Here is an 18430-nt window from a genome sequence, read left to right on the forward strand (position 1 = left end):
TGCTTGGCTTTGCGGGTCAGCGCGCGAGCGCGGGGTCCCGTTGAAAAACGGCGGGGAGCGCTCGTGGTACCGCCTGGAAAAACGCATTGCCCGCGTCGGTTCATCCACCATTCCAACCACTTCAAAATGGGTCACAACGCCGCCTCGTTCGGCTCGGTCGCGATGACCGGATCGACCTGCGCGGCACCCAGGTGTGGATCTGGGCGCACGAGGATTCCCCACGGCGTTGGCCGCCGCCGCGGCGACCGCGGCGCTGGCTTGCGAGGCCCGTCGCTTGGCCCGGAAAGTCAGCGCAACAGGCTTTACCGGCGCCGCCGCAGCCCATAAGATGGACCTGCAACATTGAAATAATACTCATGCGGCAAAGGGGCTTTTCCCGGCGCCGACACCACAAAAACAAGCATGTCAATCAACGGAGACAACACCATGAAACTGATCAAACAAACCGCCATCGCCGCCTTGCTGTCCTCGATCGCCCTGGCCGCCTCGGCGATGACGCCGATCCAGGACGCCGAACTGAGCACTGTCAGCGGCCAGGACGGCGTGTCGATCACGGCCAACCTGAACGTCAAGATCGACTCCTTCGTCTACACCGATACCGACGCGGTCGACGCCTCGACCGGCCTGGGCGGCGGTTCGGTTAGCTTCAACGGCATCAAGGTCAACGGCCTGATCGCCGCCAGCATCGACATCCTCAGCAAGGCTTCGTTCCTGCAGGCGGCCGGCGCCGCCGGCGTGACCAATCCGGGCACCTTCTACAACCCGGCCACCGGCGGCGACGTGGTGCAGATCGCCATCCCGGCCGACGTGCAGGTTGCCGCCGGCAAGTTCTTGAACGTGTCGGTGGACGCGATCAAAATGGGTCACAACGCCGCCTCGTTCGGCTCGGTCGCGATGAACCAGATCGACCTGCGCGGTACCCAGGTCTGGATCTGGGCGCACTAAGCGGCGCGCGGCCGCTTGAAGCGCCGGCGCCACGCCAGCCGGCGCGGCCGGCGTTCCTACAGCATTCCCGGCGCACGCGGCGCCGCTCACGGATGACCATGATGACCGCTCTCCCTTTGACGCCGTCCCCGCCCGCCCGCTGGCGCCGCGCCATCCTCGCGCTGGCCGGCCTGGCCGCGGCCGCGCCGGCCTGGGCCCAATTGCGCCCGCTCGACGACCAGGCGCTGTCGCACGTGCGGGGGCAGGGGCTGTTGTCGATCAGCAACGCCAGCCTGGGAGGGTTTGACTTCACCCGCATCGGCCTGGACGCCGACGTCGCGCTCAACGCCAATGTCCGCAACACCCGGCTGGGCGAATACACGCTGGCCACGCGCAACGGCCTGGGCGCCGACATCGACATGCCGCTGCTGCAGTTCGGCCGCAGCGACGCCGGCGACGCGGCCCGGCTGGTACACATCAGCAATCCCTATTTTGAATTCGTTTTCCGCGGCGACGGCGCCGCCCGCGAGGTGATCGGCCTGCGCATCGGCTTCGACGGCATCAGCGGCGACGTCGGCCTGAAGCTGGCCAGCCTGTCGGGCTCGATGCGCGTGGCCGGCAGCGGCGCCGACGGCGCCGCGCTGCTGCTCGACTCGCGCCTGGACGCCGGCGGCGGCAAGCGCTGGGACGGCGCCTGCGCCGCGCCCTGCCTGCCGCTGGCGCAGCTGGGCGGCGTGCGCGCCGGCGACGCCAGCGGCCCCAGCCGCGACTTTTGGATTTCCATGTTGAAGACCGGCGTGCAATTCCAGGCGCCGGCCGGCGGCGCCGGCCTGCCCGACGCCGCGCAGGCCGGCATGTGGTTGAACTGGCGCGACCGCTTGAGCGCGCTCGGCGTCAACGGCCTGACCCCGCCCAACCTGCCGAAGGGACGCTGAGCGTGCGCGCGCCTTGGGGTCTTTCTCGCGCGGCGGCGCTGGCGTGGCTGGCGTGGCTGGCGGCGGCGGGGCCGGCGGCGGCGTTCGAACCGCTGAGCGACGCGGCGCTGTCGGCGGTGCGCGGCGGCGACGGCGTCAGCTTCGACCTGGCCGGTTTTTCGATGTCCGGCGACGCCCGCGTCACCTACACGGCGGCGCCCGGGCGCAGCCTGTACACCGGCGCCGCCAGCGCCGCGCGCAGCGACGGCGCCGACCCGTTCGGCGACCCGTACCGCCTCGACGTCGTCGGCGCCGCCGGCCGCGCCGACTACTTCCAACTGGCCTTTCCGCTCAACGCCGCCGGCGCGCAGCGCTGGCAGTTCGCCTACGACTGGGGCGTGACGGCCGACGGCGTCAGCCGCGACGGCGGCAGCGTGGTGTGGCAAGACGCGCGCTGGTACGGCGGCGGCCTGCAGTTCGCCACGCCGGAGTTCCACGACGGCGTCGCCTTCGGGTTGGCGCTGCACCTGCGCGTGGGCGAGCTGGCGCTGCGCCCGCGCGGCCGCGGCGACGCCAGCGAGCAACTGGCGCTGCGCGGCATCCGCCTGGGCGGCGTCGACGCCGACGGCAACTTCGACAACACGCCGTGGGTGCTGGCCGACGTCGCGGCGCAGCCGGCGCTGCTGAACGCGCTGAGCGACGAAAGCGGGCCGCGGCTGCACTTCGGCATCGGCTGGCCGGACGCGCGCTTCGGCAACGGCGCGGCGTCGTCCGGCGCCCTGCAGGTCGACAACATCTGCTTCGTCAGCGCCGGCCGGCCGACTGTCGACCTGGGTTCGTCGCGCATCGGCGCGCTGCAGATCCAGTACCTCGACGTGAAGTTCAAGCGCTGATATGGGGCGCTTGCCGCTGGCCTGGCTGGGCCTGTTTTGCCTGCTCTGCGGCGGAGCCGCGGCGGGCCAAGGGCTGCGCCCGCTCGACGACGGCGAACTGTCCGCGGTGCGCGGCGGCGACGGCGTCGCCTTTGCCGCCCACATCGTCATCAACGACCCGACGCTGGTCGGCGCGGTCAGCGACAGCCGTCTGTCGCTGGGCTTCAAGGGCGACGGCCAGAGCAACTACCTGGTCATCAAAAACCTGCGCGGCAGCGTCGACATGTTCGCCTTCAGCATCGGCGTCAACAAAAAGCCGGACGGCGGCGACTACGTCGCGCTCGGCCTGCCGGGCTACGTCAAGTTCAGCAATTTCGGCTTCGAATCGCTGAGCGTGCAGAGCGATCCGCTGGCGCCGGTGGCCAGCAGCCTGGGCAGCCTGAACATCCACGGCGGCATGGCGCTGCAAGGCCAGTTCCGCCTGTGGGCGCACTGAGCCGCCGCCCGCGGTTGCAAGCGCCGCCTTAAAACGGCAGCGGCTGCTTGCTCAACGCCACCGCGACAATATAGCCAAACGCCGCCAGCGCGCCGGCGAAGGCCAGCGCGCGCACCGCCTTGGTCTTGCCGCGTTTCAAAGCGAGCGTCCCCAGCACGATATACACCAGCAGCGCGACGACCTTGGCGCTGAGCCAGGCCTGCACGAACGGATACTGCTTGCTCCACAGCGCCAGCGCCAGCGCGCTGGCCAGCAACAACGTATCGATCACGTGCGGGGCGATCCTCACCCAGCGCCGTTGCAGCAGCGCCGAGTCGCCCAGCATCCAGCATCCGCGCAGCAGGAACAAGACGCCACTGAGCATGGCGAAGGCGACGTGCAGGTGTTTCAACGCGAAATACGTCATGGTGCTGGCGTCCTTGAATGATGAGTTGCCGCCATCATCGGTGCTGGCGTCGCGCCACGCAAGCGGAATCTGCCGCCAATCCGCGTCAAAACGGCGCGCCGCCGGTTGCCCGGGGGGGGCGCCGAAAGGGGAGGGCGGGGAGGGCGGTGGAAACGGCCTACGCGGCGGCGCGCCGGATCTGCGCGGTGAGCTCGTACGAGCGCAGGCGGTGCTGGTGGTCGAAAATCTGCGAGGTGATCATCAGCTCGTCGGCGCCGCTGCGCTCGATGAAGGCGTGCAACTGGCGCGCGACGGTGTCGGGCGCGCCGATGGCCGAGCACGACAGCACCGCGTCGAGCATCGCGCGCTCCTGCGGGCCGAGGTTTTCCAGGTAGCCCGGCAGCGGCGGCTGCAGGCGCGCCGGCCGGCCGCTGCGCAGGTTGACGAAAGCTTGCTGCATCGACGTCGCGCGCAGTTGCGCCTCGGCGTCGGTGTCGGCGGCAAAGACGTTGAAACCCAGCATCACGTAGGGCGTGGCCAGTTGCGCCGACGGGCGGAAGTTGTCGCGGTAAAACGCCACCGCCTGCATCATCTGCTGCGGCGCGAAGTGCGAGGCGAAGGCGTAGGGCAGGCCGAGGTGGGCCGCCAGTTGTGCGCCGAACATGCTCGAGCCAAGTATCCACAGCGGCACCTTACTACCCTTGCCGGGCACCGCCAGTACGCGCTGCTTGGGCGCGTCGGACAGGTAGTCCATCAACTCCAGCACGTCTTGCGGGAAGGCGTCGGCGTCCGATTCCAGGTTGCGGCGCAGCGCCCGCGCGGTGGCCTGGTCGGAGCCGGGCGCGCGGCCCAGCCCGAGGTCGATGCGGCCGGGGTGGAGCGCCTCGAGCGTGCCGAATTGCTCGGCGATCACTAGCGGCGAGTGGTTCGGCAGCATGACGCCGCCGGCGCCGACCCGGATGGTGCGGGTGCCGGCGGCGACGTGCGCCATCACCACCGCCGTGGCGGCGCTGGCGATGCCGGGCATGCCGTGGTGTTCGGCCAGCCAGTAGCGTTGGTAGCCCCAGCGTTCGCCGTGCTGCGCCAGTTCGAGCGTGTTGCGAAACGAGGCGGCCGCGCTGCCGCCCTCGACGATGGGGGCGAGATCGAGTATGGAAAATGGAATCATGCACCGGATATCGGGACGGCGGGCGCAAACGCAATGGTAGATTGCCATTCCCCTGTCGCCGGCAGGGGCATCGCCGGCGACCGGGGCGCGTCGTTGCCGCCAAGACGCCGGAAAAAACGCCGTCCACTGCGCCCGGACAAGCAAGTCCGGCGCCGCGCCGAACTTTCCGGCGCCGTCCAAGTCTGAACTGGTTTACCCACCCGACCGAAACGGCGCCGCGTATGCACTGCAAGGAACTCATCAAACCGGACGGGCGTCGCCTGACGCTGTACAGCCGCCAGCCCATCCTCGCGGTGGACGCCGCGCCCAGTCCCTTCGCCGACCCGCAGCGGGCGTATCCGCACCTGCGCTGGCATCCGTTGCGCGGCGAGTGGGTCGCCTACGCGCCGTTCCGCCAGGAGCGCACCTTCCTGCCGCCGCCGCAATACAACCCGCTCGCCGCCACGCTCGACCCGGCCAACCCGACCGAGTTGCCGCGCGGCGACTACGAGGTGGCGGTGTTCGACAACCGCTTCCCGTCGCTGGCGCTGGACGCCGGCGAGCCGCCGGCGCTGATCGTGCCGACCGCCGCCGCCGCCGGCCACTGCGAGGTGGTGGTGTTCACGCAGGACCCGCAGGCGTCGCTGGGCGCGTTGGAGCTGGGCCACATCGAGTTGCTGCTGCAGGTCTGGGCGGCGCGCACGGCGCGCCTGGCCGCGCGCGGCACCATCGCCTATGTGCTGCCGTTCGAGAACCGCGGCGCCGAGGTCGGCGTGACGCTGCACCATCCGCACGGCCAGATCTACGCCTATCCGTTCGTGCCGCCGGTGCCGCAGCGCATGCTCGAGCGCGAGCGCGCCTTCTATCTGCAGGGCGGGGTGCCGCTGCTGGTCGACTTCGCCCAGCGCGAGATCGACAGCGGCGAGCGCCTGTTGTACCGCGGCCCGCACGCGGCCGCCTTCGTGCCGGCCTGCGCGCGCTACCCGTACGAGGTGTGGGTGACGCCGCTGGCGCCGGTCGCCCAGTTCGCCGCGCTGACGGCGCCGCAGCGCGCCGACCTGGCGCGCGCGCTGAAAACCGTGCTGCTCAAGTACGAGGGTTTGTGGCAGCGGCCGTTCCCGTACCTGATGGCGTGGTACCAGGCGCCCACCGACGGCCAGGCCCATCCGGAGACCCAGTTGCACGCCCAGTTCTATCCGCCCTACCGTACCCGCGAGCGCCTCAAGTACCTCGCCGGCACCGAGCTGGCGGCCGGCCTGTTCGCGATGGACGCCTTGCCCGAGGACAAGGCGCGCGAATTGCAGCAGGTCGACGTCAGGCTGGAGGGCTGAGCGGTGACGGCGCCGGGCGAACACGAAACCAGGGCCAAGCTGGCGCGCATGCGCGGCTGGTTGGCGCGCAGCGGCGCCGGCGCGCTGCGCCTGCGCGGCGTCGACTGGTTCGCCTGGGCGGCGGCGGGCGCCTCGAACGCGGTGCTGCTGACGGCCGAGGCCGGGGTGGCCGAGGCGCTCGTCACGGCCGACGCCGCCTACGTGCTGACCGACGCCATCGAGGCCGAGCGCTTGCGCAGCGAACAAGTGCTGGCGCCGTGGACCTGGCAGGTGACGCCGTGGGCGCGGCAGGAGTTGCGCGAACATTTCGTGCGCCACGCGGCGGCCGGCGCCGGCGTGTTGAGCGACCGCCCGGGCCCGCTGGAGCACGCGCTGCCGGCCTGGGCGCGCGACGAGCGGCTGGTGCTGGCGGCGCCGGAGCGGGCGCGCTACCGCCAACTAGGCCGCCTCGCCGCCGGCGCCGCCAGCGCGACGCTGCGCGCGGCCGGGCCGGGCTGGACCGAATACGAGCTCGCCGGCGCCGCCGCCCAGGCGCTGTGCGCGCGCGGGCTGGCGCCGGCGCTGGTGCTGGCCGCCGGCGCCGAGCGGCTGGGGCGCTACCGCCATCCGCTGCCGACCGCGCAGCCGCTGGGCCGGCGCGCCATGCTGGTGCTGTGCGCGCGCCGCTTCGGCCTGTACGCCAACCTGACCCGCTTCGTCAGCTTCGGCGCCGGCGCCGACCCGCGCCAGCAGGCGCTGATGGCGCTGGAGGCGGTCGGCCTGGACGCCTGCGAACCCGGCCAGCCCTTGTCGACGGTGTACCGCGCCCTCGAGGGCGCCTACGCCTACGCCGGCTGGCCGGACGCCATCCTGCAACACCACCAGGGCGGCATCACCGGCTACCTGGCGCGCGAGGTGCTGGCCAGCGCGCACGCCGAGACCTGCTTGAGGGACGGCATGGCGCTGGCGCTGAACCCCAGCCTGGACGGCATCAAGATCGAGGACACCTTCCTGCTCGAGGGCGGCGAGCTGGAGAACCTGACCTTCGACCCGGACTGGCCGTGGGCCTTGGTGCAGGGCCGCAAGCGTCCGCTTTGCCTGGAGAAGACATGATTACCATGACCGAATATTTCGCCGGCGCGCCGGCGGTGCGGGCGTCGGCGCCCGGGCGCGTCAACCTGCTCGGCGAGCACACCGACTACAACGACGGCTTCATGTTGCCGACGGCGACGCTGCAGCGCACCGAGGTGGCGCTGGCGCCGGCCCTTGACGAGCACCACCAGGTGTATTCGGCAACGCTGGACCAGGGCGTGCGCTTCGCCCGCGCCGGCCACGCGCCGCCCGGCTTCGGCCGCTATGTCGAGGGTTGCATCCGCGTGCTCGAGGAGCGCGCGGTGGTGGTGCCGGCGCTGCGCGTCTACGTGCGCTCGGACGTGCCGGTCGGCGCCGGCCTGTCGAGCAGCGCGGCGCTGGAACTGGCGACGCTGCGCGCGCTGCGCGCGCTGCTCGGGCTGGCGCTGGACGACGTCGCGCTGGCGCTGATCGGCCAGCAGGCCGAGGTTAATTACGCCCAGGTCAACTGCGGCGTCATGGACCAGATGGCGGCCAGCCTGGCCGACAGCGCGCACATGCTGTTCCTCGACGCCCGCAGCCTGCAGTTCGAGCTGCTGCCGCTGCCGGCCGACAGCGAGCTGATCGTGATTGACTCCGGCGTCGCGCGCTCGCTGGCGGCCAGCAAGTACAACGAGCGCCGCCGCGAGTGCGAGGAGGCGGCGCGCCTGCTCGGGGTGGCGGCGCTGCGCGACGTCGACGCGTTGGAGCTGGTCGAGCGCCTGCCGCAGCCGTGGCGGCGGCGGGCGCGCCACGTGGTCAGCGAAAACGCCCGCGTGCTGCGCGCCTGCGCCCAGCCCGGCCCGGCCGAGTTCGGCCGCCTGATGCGCCAGTCGCACGCCAGCCTGCGCGACGACTACGAGGTGTCGATCGCCGAACTCGACGAGCTGGCCGCGCTGCTGTGCGCCGAGCCGGCGGTGTACGGCGCGCGCCTGACCGGGGCTGGCTTCGGCGGCGCCTGCGTGGCGCTGTGCCAACGCGGCTGGGGCGCGGCGACCGGGCGCGCGGTGCTGGCGCGCTACAACGGCGGCGGCGCCGGCCGGCGCGGCCGGCTGCTGTTGCCGGCGCCGGACGACGCGGCGCCGGCGCCGCCGCGGCAAACCTGAGGCGCCGGGCCGCGGCGTCGCGCCAAAGTTCGACGCGGTGGTTTGACGCGGTTGTTTGACGTAGTTAAAGGCGGCGGCGGAAACCGGCGCGGCGCTGGAACTACCGCCGCCGCGCCGGCTCCAACTAGTAACCGGTACACGAAGCCGGCGCCCGGCGACGCGCCCGACCTCGGCTTGCCCGGCCGCATTGCCCGACCCACCCGACCATATGACCCACCCGACGAGGAGCCGATGTCCGCATTTGCCTACCCCCGACCGCAACTGGTGCGCGAGCACTGGCAGTCGCTCAACGGTCCCTGGCGTTTCGCCTTCGACAACGAGCGGCGCCACAAGCTGCCGTCCGATCCCATTCACTGGACCCACGACATCACCGTGCCGTTTCCGCCGGAGTCGCAGGCCAGCGGGGTCGGCGACCGCGGCTTCCACGTCGCCTGCTGGTACCAGCGCGAGTTCGACATCGCCGCCGGCCCCGGGCGCGTGCTGCTGCATTTCGGCGCCGTCGACTACCAGGCCAAGGTGTGGGTCAACGGCCACGTCGTGGCCGAGCACGAGGGCGGCCACACGCCGTTCGTCGCCGACATCGGCGACGTGCTCAACGCCGACGGCCGCCACACCGTGACGGTGTACGTCGAGGACGACCCGCACGACCTGGCCAAACCGCGCGGCAAGCAGGACTGGCAGCTCGAGCCGCACTCGATCTGGTATCCGCGCACCACCGGCATCTGGCAGACGGTCTGGCTTGAACGCGTCGCCGCCACCTATATCCAGAAGCTGCGCTGGACGCCGATCTTCGAGGGCTACGAGATCGGCTGCGAAGTGTTCGCCGGCGGCGACGTCGCCGACGACCTGGTCGTCGAAGTGCGCATCTGGCACGGCGACAGCCTGCTGGCCGACGACCGCTACGCGCTGTTGGGCAACGAGGCGAACCGCAAGATTTCGCTGGCGGACCCGGGCATCGACGATTCGCGCAACGAGCTGCTGTGGAGTCCGGAACGCCCGACCCTGCTCGACGCCGAGGTCCTGCTGCTGCAGGGCGGGCAGGTCATCGACACGGTGCGCTCGTATACGGCGCTGCGCTCGGTGGCGATCAACCGCGACCGCTTCATGCTCAACGGCCGGCCCTATCCGCTGCGGCTGGTGCTGGACCAGGGCTACTGGCCCGACACGCTGCTGGCGGCGCCGTCCGACGCCGCGCTCAAGCGCGACGTCGAACTGGCCAAGGCGCTCGGTTTCAACGGCGTGCGCAAGCACCAGAAAATCGAAGACCCGCGCTACCTGTACTGGGCCGACCGGCTCGGTCTGCTGGTATGGGAGGAAATGCCGTCGGCCTACCGCTTCACGACGCGCGCCATCACGCGCATGGTGCGCGAGTGGACCGAGGTTATCGAGCGCGACTACAGCCACCCCTGCGTGCTGGTGTGGGTGCCGTTCAACGAATCGTGGGGGGTGCCGAACCTGACCGCGATCCAGGCCCACCGCAACGCGGTCGAGGCGCTGTACCACTTGACGCGCACGCTCGACGCGACCCGTCCGGTGATCGGCAACGACGGCTGGGAGGCCTCGGCCACCGACATCCTCGGCATCCACGACTACGACTGCGACCCGGAGCGGCTGCAGGCGCGCTACGCCATCACCGACGCCTCGCGCACGATCCTGTTCGACCAGCGCCGCCCGGGCGGGCGCATCTTGACGCTGGACGGTTTTCCGCACCGCGGCCAGCCGATCGTGCTCACCGAGTTCGGCGGCATTGCCTTCACCAAGCCGGCGGCGGGCGTCGACGGCCACACCTGGGGCTACTCGCGCGCCACCAGCGAGGTCGGCTTCCTCGACCTGTACCGGCGCCTGCTGGCGGTGGTCAACACGGCGCAACTGTTCAGCGGTTTTTGCTACACCCAGTTCGCCGACACCTTCCAGGAGGCGAACGGCCTGTTGAACGCCGACCGCACGCCCAAGGTCGAGCTGGAACTGATCAGCGCGGCCACCCGCAACGAGAAAATCGATTGACGCGCCGCGCGCGGCCAAGGCGACCGGGACGGCGACGCATACCGGAGGCAAAGCGCCGGAGTCGGACCCTAGGGGGCCGACCCCGGTGGTAATCGCCTGCATGTGCCTGGCATTGGCGGCATTTCAGCGACGACGGCGAACCGGCGCGCCGGTTTTTCAAAGGAGATTTGGCATGAAGACCTTGCTGCATGGCGGCCCCGATGAGTGAGCCAGACGACGCCGCCGCCGCGCCGTTCCTGTCGTACTGGCAGGCCGGCTTCGAGGGCGCCGACCACGTCACGCACGCCGGGCGGGCGCTGTCGATGAACCAGGCCAGCGGCCATCTGGCGCGGGTGCGCGAGGACTACGCGCAACTGGCCCAGTTCCGCATACGCACGGTGCGCGAAAGCGTCGGCTGGCGCCTGGTCGAACGGGACGGCCGCTTCGACTTCTCGTCGCTGGAGGAGCGCGCCCGGCTGGCGCGCGAGATGGGCTTGCAGATCTGCTGGACCTTCCACCACTACGGCTGGCCGGCCGACGTCGACCTGTTCGCGCCGCAGTTCGTCGAACGCTTCGCGCGTTTTTGCGGCGCCGTCAGCGCATACCTGGCGCCGTTCTCCGACGCCGCGCCGATCTACTCGCCGATCAACGAAATCTCGTTTTCCAGCTGGGGCCTGTCGGTGCACATGTTCCAGGGCTTGAACACGGAGCGGCCCAACGCCGGCCCCGACGGCAAGCGCCAACTGGTGCGCGCGACGCTCGCCGGCTGCGACGCGATCTGGGCCGTCAACCCGCGCGCCCGCATCCTGCAGTGCGATCCGCTGATCCACGTCATCGCGCCGCCCGACCGGCCCGACTGGGCCGATTCCGCCGCGCAATGGCGCGAGTCGCAGTTCGAGGCCTGGGACATGCTGTGCGGACGCAGCGAGCCGGAGCTGGGCGGGGCCGAGCGCTACCTCGACCTGATCGGCCTGAATTATTACCACAGCAACCAATGGGAAAGCGGCAGCAACCTGCGCCTGTGGTGGCACCTGGGCGAGCCGCGCCGCATGCCGCTGCACCAGTTGTTGCTGGAGGTGCAGCGGCGCTACCGCCGGCCGCTGCTGCTGGCCGAGACCAGCCACGTCGGCAGCGGCCGCGGCGCCTGGATCAGGGAAACCGCGCAGCAGGCCGCGCTGGCGCACCAGCACGGCGGCGACCTGCGCGGCATCTGCATGTATCCGGCGATCGACCGGCCGGATTGGGAGGACGAGAATTTCTGGCACCACAGCGGCTTGTGGGATGTCAGTTTAAGCGGGCCGGAGCCACTGCAGCGCGTGCTGTCCGAGCCTTATGCAACGGGGTTGCGCCAGGCCCAGCGCCTGACGCGGCACCTGTGTTCAACGTACGCGCCACCAGGGCGGGAAGGAGCTGGAATGAGGACGATCATGGTTTTCTCTCATCTTCGTTGGAACTTTGTCTACCAAAGGCCACAGCAGTTGTTGTCGCGCCTGGCGCAGTTTTACCATGTGTTGTTCGTCGAGGAGCCGACGCTGCACGAGGGGGCGCCGCACCTGACCTTGTCGACGCCGGCGCCCAACGTGACGCTGTGCCAGCCGCAAACGCCGGTGCCGGCGGGCGGCTTCCACGACGACCAGCTGGCGCTGCTGCAGTCGCTGCTGAGCGAGGTGACGCCGGAGGAGGACCCGATCGTCTGGTTCTACACGCCGATGGCGCTGCCGCTGCTGCCGCAACTGCATCCGCACCTGGTGGTGTACGACTGCATGGACGAGCTGGCGGCGTTCAAGAACCCGCCCAAGCAGTTGCTGCAGCGCGAGGCGGCGCTGCTGGCGCGCGCCGACCTGGTGTTCGCCGGCGGCCCCAGCCTGTTCGAGGCCAAGCGCGCGCGCCATCCGAACACGCATTGCTTCGCCAGCAGCGTCGACGTGGTGCATTTCGAGCAGGCGCTCGACCGCCACAACGGCCATCCGGCGCACCTGAACATACCGGCACCGCGGCTGGGCTACTACGGCGTCATCGACGAGCGCTTCGACCCGGCACTGGTGGCGGCGCTGGCCGACGCCCACAGCGACTGGCAGATCGTCCTGGTCGGGCCGGTGCTGAAAATCGACCCGGCCAGCCTGCCGCAGCGGCAGAACATCCATTACCTCGGCCAGCAACCCTACCAGGCGCTGCCGCACTTCCTGGCCGGCTGGGACGTCTGCCTGATGCCATTCGCGCTCAACGAGGCGACGCGGTTCATCAGCCCGACCAAGGTGCTCGAATACATGGCGGCGCAACTGCCGATCGTCAGCACGGCGATCGCCGACGTGGTGGTGCCGTACGGCGAACTGGTCGCCATCGCCGACGACGCCGCCGGCTTCGTGCGCGCCTGCGAAGAGGCGCTCGCGGCGACGCCGGCGCAGCGCGCCGCGCGCGCCGCGGGCATGGCCGCGGTGGTCGCCGCGACTTCCTGGGACGCGACGGTGGAGCAGATGCGCGCGCTGCTCGATTCGACCAAGCCGGGCCAGGGCGCGCGCGCCGTCGCCGTGGCGGCGCCGGCGCCGGACGCCGCCGCCGCGGGCAAGGTCAACCCGCTGCGCACGCCCAACGCGCCGCAGGCGGTGCGCTGCGCGATCGTCGGCGCCGGCCCGACCGGGCTGTCGGCCGCTTACCACCTGGGAGCGGACACGCTGCTGCTGGAGCGCAACGCCGAGGTGGGCGGCTGGTGCCGCTCGGTCAGCGACGCCGGCTTCACCTTCGACCACGCCGGCCACATCATGTTTTCAACCGACCCCTACGTACTCGAGCTGTACCGTCTGCTGCTGGGGCCGAACATGCACTGGCAAAACCGCGAGGCTTGGATCTACAGCAAGAACGTCTACACGCGCTACCCATTCCAGGGCGCGCTCTACGGCCTGCCGCCGGCCGTCATCAAGGAATGCATCGTCGGCGCGATGCAGGCGCGCTTCGGCAACCTGCGCCAAGGTTCGGCGCCGGCGGCGGCGCCCGCGCCGGCCTGCGCCGCGCTCAAACCGGTCGAGGATTGCTGCGCCGACGGCAGCGCCGACGTGGCCAACGCGGCGACCGCGCTGCCGGCCCGCAAGGAGTCGATCAACTTCGAGCAGTTCATCTACCAGGTGTGGGGCACCGGCATCGCCAAGCATTTCGCGATTCCGTACAACCGCAAGCTGTGGACCGTTCCGCTGACGGAAATGGAAACCTCGTGGCTGGGCGGGCGGGTGCCGTTGCCGGACCTCGAGGAAATCATCGACGGCGCGCTGGAGCCGGTGGCGCGGCCGATGGGGCCGAACGCGCGCTTCGGCTATCCGCTGCGGGGCGGCTTCCAGGCGCTGATGTCGGCGTTCCTGCCGCATATCCGCGGCAAAGTCGAACTCAACGCCGAAGTGGTGCAACTGCTGCCGCGCGAGCACGTGCTGGCGCTGGCCGACGGCCGCCGTTTCCGCTACCAGCAGCTGATCAGCACCATGCCGCTGCCGGAACTGATCAGGCTGATTGGCGAGCAAGCGCCGGCCGAGGTGCGCGCCGCCGCGCGCGCGCTGCGCCACGTGTCGGTGCGCTGCGTCAACCTTGGCGTGGCGCGCGAGCAGATCACCGACAAACACTGGGTCTACTATCCGGAGGAGACGATATTCCACCGCATCTTCGTCCAGGGCAATGCCAGCCCGCATTGCAACCCGCCCGGGGGCTTCGGCCTGACCTGCGAAATCTCCTATTCGCCGAGCAAGCCCTTGCCGCTCAGCGGCGCGGCGCTGGTGGCGCGCTGCATGGCCGACTGCATCAAGGTCGGCATGCTGCGCCCCGACGACCGCCTGCTGACCGCCAACCAGGTCGACATGCCCTATGCCTACGTCGTCTACGACCACGCCCGCGCCGCCAACGTCGAGCTGGTGAAGACGTGGCTGGCCGGCCACGACATCGTGCTGGCCGGGCGCTACAGCGAGTGGGAGTACTACAACTCGGACCACGCCTTCCTCGCCGGCAAGAAGGCGGCGCTGGCGGTTGCCGCCGAGACGGGCGGGGCGCAGCAAAACGTGCTGGCCGATTGACGCTGGCGGGGAGGGGGGGGCGCCCCCCCACGCCCACCCTGAAGTTGGCGTGCCGGCAACGGTGAAAGCCCAGCCAAGGCAAAGAGCCGGCGCCAAGGCGAGCGGGTCAGACCCTCGGGGTCTGACCCAATCCACCCAAGTTAAGAATTTTTCTTTAAAAGTAGAGCGAAATACAATAAAAAGCTTGACATGCCAGTGAGGTAGGGCGCGGTCAGTGAGATTTTTTACCTCATTGGCCGCTATGTCCCTTGCCGCACTGTTCAACGATCTTGCCGCGCATTTGCAGTCCGTCGAATTCCTTCTGACGGCCCGACATATTGAACNCCCCGCCGCATTTTCCCGCCAGCGAAAATTGCCGTTGCCGGCGCTGGTCGCGTTGATGCTTACCGGTATGCGCATGAGCGTCCAAGCCGAGCTCGACGTATTCTTCGCCCATCTGCAGCAACGTGCGCAATTGGTGCGCAAGGTGTCTGAGCAGGCGTTCGCCCAGGCGCGCGCCAAGCTGTCTCTGACGGCCATTCCCCTGCTCAACGACTGGCTGGTCGCACGCGCCGAGCACCACGGATTTGTGCCGCGCTGGCGCGGCCTGCGTTTGGTCGCCGCTGATGCTTCGACCATGCGATTCGGCTTGCGCCCCAGCCACGTCAAGCGCGCCGCGCTGGCCGATCAAATCCTGTTCGGCCTGTTCCTTCCCGGCGCGGAATTGATGCTTGCGGCCTCGCTGCACGGCATCGAGGACTGCGGCGAGCGGCAAATGCTGGTCGAACACCTGGACCGACTTTCCGGCACCGATCTTCTGCTGCTCGACCGGGGCTACCCGTCCCGATGGCTGGTATCGCTGCTCAAACATCGNCACATTGCGTTCTGCATGCGCGTCGAGAAGGCCGGCAACGGCGGCTTTCCCTGCGTGCGCGACTTCCTGCGCTCCGGTCTGAGCGAGCAGCTCGTCATGCTGCGCGCGCCCGACCGGCGCGACGCCGACGATTATGAATGCCCCCGAGANCCCCAGCAGGNGCGCCTCGTCCGCCATGTCGCGCCGAACGGCAAGGTGCGGGTGTTGATGACCAATTTGTTCGACAGCGCGCGCTTTCCCGCCGACGGCTTCGGCGACCTCTACCACAAGCGCTGGCGTATCGAGGAAGCCTTCAAGCGGCTCAAGCATCGNCTCAATTTGGAGCATGTGTCNGGCCTGTCCCAGCAAGCCGTGGTGCAGGACGTCGCCGCCAAAATCATGTGCGATAACTTGCAAACCCTGGCGGCCTTGACAGCCCACGACAGCGCCGACCTGCGCGCAGCCGAGCGCATCAACCACGCCTATGCGCATACCGCCCTCAAACCATTGTTGCCGGCCCTTCTGCTCGGAAAAAAGGTGGCGAAGTTACTGCGCGAGGTGCTGCGCCTGATTGCGAAACGGACACACATCCATCGGGAAAATCTATCCAAAACACGCAAAACCAGGCCGAAGCCGCACAAGCACATGATCCAAAAACCATGTTAAAAGGTTGGAAAATCCCTAACTTGGGTGGATTGGGGTCTGACCCCGGGCTTACGCCGGTGGTTTTGATTTCCCCCATGCCCGAATTACCCGATCCGTCCGGAGGCGGCACATGAAACCGTATATTTTGGTGGTCGGCGGCGCCGGCTACATCGGCAGCCACATGGTCAAGCGCCTGGGCCAGGCCGGCTACCCTTGCGTGGTGCTCGACAACCTGTCGCAGGGTTGGCGCGAGGCCGTGCCGCCCGACAGCCTGATCGCCTGCGACCTGGGCGACGCCAGCGCGCTGGATGTCATGTTGCAAGCGTTTCCCATCGGCGCCGTGATGCACTTCGCCAGCTTCATCCAGGTTGGCGAATCGCTCCGCGAGCCGGCCAAGTACTACGACAACAACGTCGGCAACACCGTGCGCCTGCTCGACGCGATGGTGCGGCACGGCGTCGACAAGTTCATCTTTTCGTCGACCGCCGCCATCTTCGGCAATCCGCTTTACGTCCCCATCGATGAAAACCACCCGAAGCACCCGATCAACCCCTACGGACGTTCGAAGTGGATGGTCGAGGAAATACTGGCCGATTTCGACCGCGCCTACGGCATGAAGTCCATTTGCCTGCGCTATTTCAACGCCGCCGGCGCCGACCCGGACGCGGAACTGGGCGAGCGCCACCTGCCCGAGACGCACCTGATTCCGCTGGTGCTGCAAGCCGCCTCCGGCCGGCGCGGGGCCGTCACCGTCTACGGCGACGACTACGCCACGGCGGACGGCACCTGCGTGCGCGACTACGTCCACGTGATGGATTTGTGCGAAGCCCACCTGCTGGCGCTGCAATCGCTGTTGGCGGGGGGCGCCAGCGACTGCTTTAACCTAGGCAATGGCAACGGCTATTCGATCGCCCAAGTGATCGCGGCGGCGCGGCAGGTCAGCGGCCGCGCCATCGGCCAACTGGCCGGGCCGCGGCGGGACGGCGATCCGGCGGTCTTGGTCGCCGATTCCACGCGCGCGCGCAAGCAATTACAATGGTCGCCAAACTATGCCGATATCAATGTAATCATCCGACACGCTTGGGCGTGGGAATTGAAATTGTTGCAAGAGCAAACAGCGGGGCAGACGCGATAGTCTAATAGAAGACCGGCTTTTCTATTATTGCCATATATGTTTCAATCTGTCGCGGCGCGGCGTGACGACACATCGTCTGTTTGCACCCGTCCGCCTTATCCAGATGTCGAGATTGAATTTAATTTCCGAAGTATATTTCATCGCCGCGGCATTCGCCATTCCGCATTGGTATTTATATTGGAACTCGCGCAAGGGCCGTTGCGCATCGCGATGGCAACCCGCCACCGGCGTGGTACGGGCTACTCATTTCTTCGGCGTGCTCAGCAACTTGAACAACTCTGTTGACGCGGGCAGCAACTGGCGCGGCGGGCAGAGCGCGCCGCCTTGCCAGTCTCGCCGATACCTCAATACCGCTGCAGCATACCGTCGCTTGCCATCCGCACCCGGTCGCCGGTCTGGAACGCCGGCGTTGCTTGCTGCGTCATGACCCTGGTCGTGCCATCGTCGAGGCGCACTGTGATGCGGTAGGCGACGTCACCGGATGAACCGGTGCCGCCCGCGGTGCCCGAGGTGCCGGCTTGACTGGTCGTGCCGGACGTCGAGTGGTCCATCGTGCCGGCCTGCGCACGCGGTATGGTTTCGATCATCACCACGACGCCAGGGGCCGTCATCGCCGTCAACGGGCTGGCGCCGGTGGCGCTGGTACCGGAAGCGCCGGCGCTGGTGCCTCTGGTGACGCCGGTGCCGGCTGCGCTGCCGCTGGACCCGCTGGAACCATATGCGCCGCCGGCGCTAGAGCCATAAGACTCGCCGCTCATCGCGGTGCCGCTGTCTGTGGTGCCGCACGCCGCCACAGCGACGCAGATGAGACCCGCCAATACAGTGTTTCTTGTAGTGCCCATAATATTCTCCTATTTAATTGCTGCTCAGATTTTTTGGCAAAGTGTGCAAATGATTCAATTGCCCCAGTCATTCAAGACACTCTTTTTAAAGAAATTATCAAACAGATATTAAGTGGCCGGCAACCTTTGCGTTGCGGCCCCCTTGCCGACCCGCTTAGCGTCCGCCGCAAATGTAAGAGGGGGAAAACGGTAACGATGTTCGCGTCATCTGTATAGGGCGTTGAGCCACATCAATCGATGTATTTTTTTTATCTTGCTTTGCCGTTTCCGCGCCCAATGACGCGCAGCCTAATATCTCAATTAAAAAAATTGAGCCAAGTCAAATTGTCGGATTAAAGATAGGGCAATAATTTGTTTTTCCGAAATTAGGACACAACATGCCAACACAAACCAGTGTCAACGTTATTGAAGACTTAATCGTTGCGGTATATGGCGGCACGCCGGAACCGCGTAAGCAATATGTGTTGTCGCAGGCTTTGTACGGGCTGGTGAGGCTGGCGAAGACTGAGCAGATGAGGGATGTGAAAAGCAATGTCGGCAAGGCCGTGGCGTGTTCCAGCAGCCGGCGCGAAACCAAGGCGATCTTGCGCCGGATGGGTTTGAACGGTAATGCCAGGCAGGGGAAATTTGTGTTTGATAAGGAGGACGGCGCCAGTTCGGAGTAGGCGGCGGCCCGGCCA

General features: G+C 68.3%; 16 protein-coding genes. 13 read left to right on the forward strand and 3 right to left on the reverse strand.

All coding sequences use genetic code 11. The annotated features are described in order from the left end of the window. Positions 1-426 precede the first annotated feature (426 nt). The 4 genes from JANGC3_RS0122240 to JANGC3_RS0122255 all read left to right on the forward strand — a co-directional run bounded on the left by JANGC3_RS0122240 (position 427) and on the right by JANGC3_RS0122255 (position 3206). On the forward strand, positions 427-945 hold the full coding sequence (locus JANGC3_RS0122240) for a DUF6160 family protein (protein WP_026133346.1): 519 nt from the start codon (positions 427-429) through the stop codon (positions 943-945). Between the two features lie 98 nt (positions 946-1043). Further along, positions 1044-1859: a hypothetical protein gene (locus JANGC3_RS0122245; protein WP_232429752.1), complete on the forward strand. Its 816-nt coding sequence runs from the start codon at positions 1044-1046 to the stop codon at positions 1857-1859. A 2-nt stretch (positions 1860-1861) separates the two neighbouring features. After that, positions 1862-2731 (forward strand): hypothetical protein, encoded by an 870-nt coding sequence (locus JANGC3_RS0122250; RefSeq protein WP_017878697.1) that lies wholly within the window; start codon positions 1862-1864, stop codon positions 2729-2731. 1 nt (position 2732) lies between these two features. Then, positions 2733-3206, forward strand: a complete 474-nt coding sequence (locus tag JANGC3_RS0122255) for a hypothetical protein (protein WP_017878698.1) — start codon at positions 2733-2735, stop codon at positions 3204-3206. 28 nt (positions 3207-3234) lie between these two features. On the opposite strand, the gene JANGC3_RS0122260 is transcribed toward JANGC3_RS0122255, so the two are convergent. Further along, positions 3235-3612, reverse strand: a complete 378-nt coding sequence (locus tag JANGC3_RS0122260) for a SirB2 family protein (RefSeq protein WP_017878699.1) — start codon at positions 3610-3612, stop codon at positions 3235-3237. A gap of 157 nt (positions 3613-3769) precedes the next feature. Beyond that, positions 3770-4759, reverse strand: coding sequence for an LLM class flavin-dependent oxidoreductase (locus JANGC3_RS0122265; protein ID WP_017878700.1), 990 nt, complete (start codon positions 4757-4759; stop codon positions 3770-3772). A gap of 221 nt (positions 4760-4980) precedes the next feature. On the opposite strand from JANGC3_RS0122265, the gene galT reads away from it, so the two are divergent. The 7 genes from galT (at position 4981) to galE (ending at position 16908) form a co-directional block, all read left to right on the forward strand. Next, positions 4981-6069, forward strand: coding sequence for a galactose-1-phosphate uridylyltransferase (galT, locus tag JANGC3_RS0122270; protein WP_017878701.1), 1089 nt, complete (start codon positions 4981-4983; stop codon positions 6067-6069). A 3-nt stretch (positions 6070-6072) separates the two neighbouring features. Next, positions 6073-7161 (forward strand): M24 family metallopeptidase, encoded by a 1089-nt coding sequence (locus JANGC3_RS0122275; RefSeq protein ID WP_017878702.1) that lies wholly within the window; start codon positions 6073-6075, stop codon positions 7159-7161. Then, complete coding sequence (gene galK / locus JANGC3_RS0122280) at positions 7158-8264, forward strand: galactokinase (protein WP_017878703.1); 1107 nt, start codon at positions 7158-7160, stop codon at positions 8262-8264. The genes JANGC3_RS0122275 and galK overlap by 4 nt, the downstream gene beginning before the upstream one ends. Before the next feature lie 231 nt (positions 8265-8495). After that, complete coding sequence (locus tag JANGC3_RS0122285) at positions 8496-10268, forward strand: glycoside hydrolase family 2 protein (protein WP_026133347.1); 1773 nt, start codon at positions 8496-8498, stop codon at positions 10266-10268. Between the two features lie 200 nt (positions 10269-10468). Then, positions 10469-14296, forward strand: a complete 3828-nt coding sequence (locus JANGC3_RS0122290) for an FAD-dependent oxidoreductase (RefSeq protein WP_035788920.1) — start codon at positions 10469-10471, stop codon at positions 14294-14296. Between the two features lie 241 nt (positions 14297-14537). Further along, positions 14538-15794, forward strand: coding sequence for an IS4 family transposase (locus JANGC3_RS0122300; RefSeq protein WP_051068337.1), 1257 nt, complete (start codon positions 14538-14540; stop codon positions 15792-15794). A 109-nt stretch (positions 15795-15903) separates the two neighbouring features. After that, on the forward strand, positions 15904-16908 hold the full coding sequence (gene galE / locus JANGC3_RS0122305; protein ID WP_017878707.1) for a UDP-glucose 4-epimerase GalE: 1005 nt from the start codon (positions 15904-15906) through the stop codon (positions 16906-16908). A 344-nt stretch (positions 16909-17252) separates the two neighbouring features. Here galE and JANGC3_RS32140 read toward each other — a convergent pair whose 3' ends face one another. Next, complete coding sequence (locus JANGC3_RS32140; protein WP_157406823.1) at positions 17253-17495, reverse strand: hypothetical protein; 243 nt, start codon at positions 17493-17495, stop codon at positions 17253-17255. Here JANGC3_RS32140 and JANGC3_RS32960 point away from each other — a divergent pair. Both JANGC3_RS32960 and JANGC3_RS0122315 read left to right on the forward strand, forming a co-directional pair. Then, positions 17482-17652, forward strand: a complete 171-nt coding sequence (locus tag JANGC3_RS32960) for a hypothetical protein (RefSeq protein ID WP_157406825.1) — start codon at positions 17482-17484, stop codon at positions 17650-17652. The two genes, JANGC3_RS32140 and JANGC3_RS32960, sit on opposite strands and share 14 nt — an antisense overlap. Before the next feature lie 475 nt (positions 17653-18127). Next, the gene (locus tag JANGC3_RS0122315) at positions 18128-18415 is read left to right on the forward strand and encodes a hypothetical protein (protein ID WP_017878708.1); all 288 of its coding nucleotides are present in this window, start codon (positions 18128-18130) and stop codon (positions 18413-18415) included. Positions 18416-18430 lie beyond the last annotated feature (15 nt).

Origin of the sequence: Janthinobacterium sp. CG3 (genome assembly GCF_000344615.1) — a bacterium.
Lineage (GTDB): Bacteria > Pseudomonadota > Gammaproteobacteria > Burkholderiales > Burkholderiaceae_D > Janthinobacterium.

Coding starts and splice junctions, on each gene's coding strand:
- galE (WP_017878707.1), top strand. CDS start 15,904: ATGAAACCGTATATTTTGGTGGTCGGCGGCGCCGGCTACATCGGCAGC.
- JANGC3_RS0122285 (WP_026133347.1), top strand. CDS start 8,496: ATGTCCGCATTTGCCTACCCCCGACCGCAACTGGTGCGCGAGCACTGG.
- JANGC3_RS0122240 (WP_026133346.1), top strand. CDS start 427: ATGAAACTGATCAAACAAACCGCCATCGCCGCCTTGCTGTCCTCGATC.
- JANGC3_RS0122255 (WP_017878698.1), top strand. CDS start 2,733: ATGGGGCGCTTGCCGCTGGCCTGGCTGGGCCTGTTTTGCCTGCTCTGC.
- JANGC3_RS0122290 (WP_035788920.1), top strand. CDS start 10,469: ATGAGTGAGCCAGACGACGCCGCCGCCGCGCCGTTCCTGTCGTACTGG.
- galT (WP_017878701.1), top strand. CDS start 4,981: ATGCACTGCAAGGAACTCATCAAACCGGACGGGCGTCGCCTGACGCTG.
- JANGC3_RS0122260 (WP_017878699.1), bottom strand. CDS start 3,612: ATGACGTATTTCGCGTTGAAACACCTGCACGTCGCCTTCGCCATGCTC.
- JANGC3_RS32960 (WP_157406825.1), top strand. CDS start 17,482: ATGGTTTCGATCATCACCACGACGCCAGGGGCCGTCATCGCCGTCAAC.
- galK (WP_017878703.1), top strand. CDS start 7,158: ATGATTACCATGACCGAATATTTCGCCGGCGCGCCGGCGGTGCGGGCG.
- JANGC3_RS32140 (WP_157406823.1), bottom strand. CDS start 17,495: ATGATCGAAACCATACCGCGTGCGCAGGCCGGCACGATGGACCACTCG.
- JANGC3_RS0122315 (WP_017878708.1), top strand. CDS start 18,128: ATGCCAACACAAACCAGTGTCAACGTTATTGAAGACTTAATCGTTGCG.
- JANGC3_RS0122265 (WP_017878700.1), bottom strand. CDS start 4,759: ATGATTCCATTTTCCATACTCGATCTCGCCCCCATCGTCGAGGGCGGC.
- JANGC3_RS0122245 (WP_232429752.1), top strand. CDS start 1,044: ATGATGACCGCTCTCCCTTTGACGCCGTCCCCGCCCGCCCGCTGGCGC.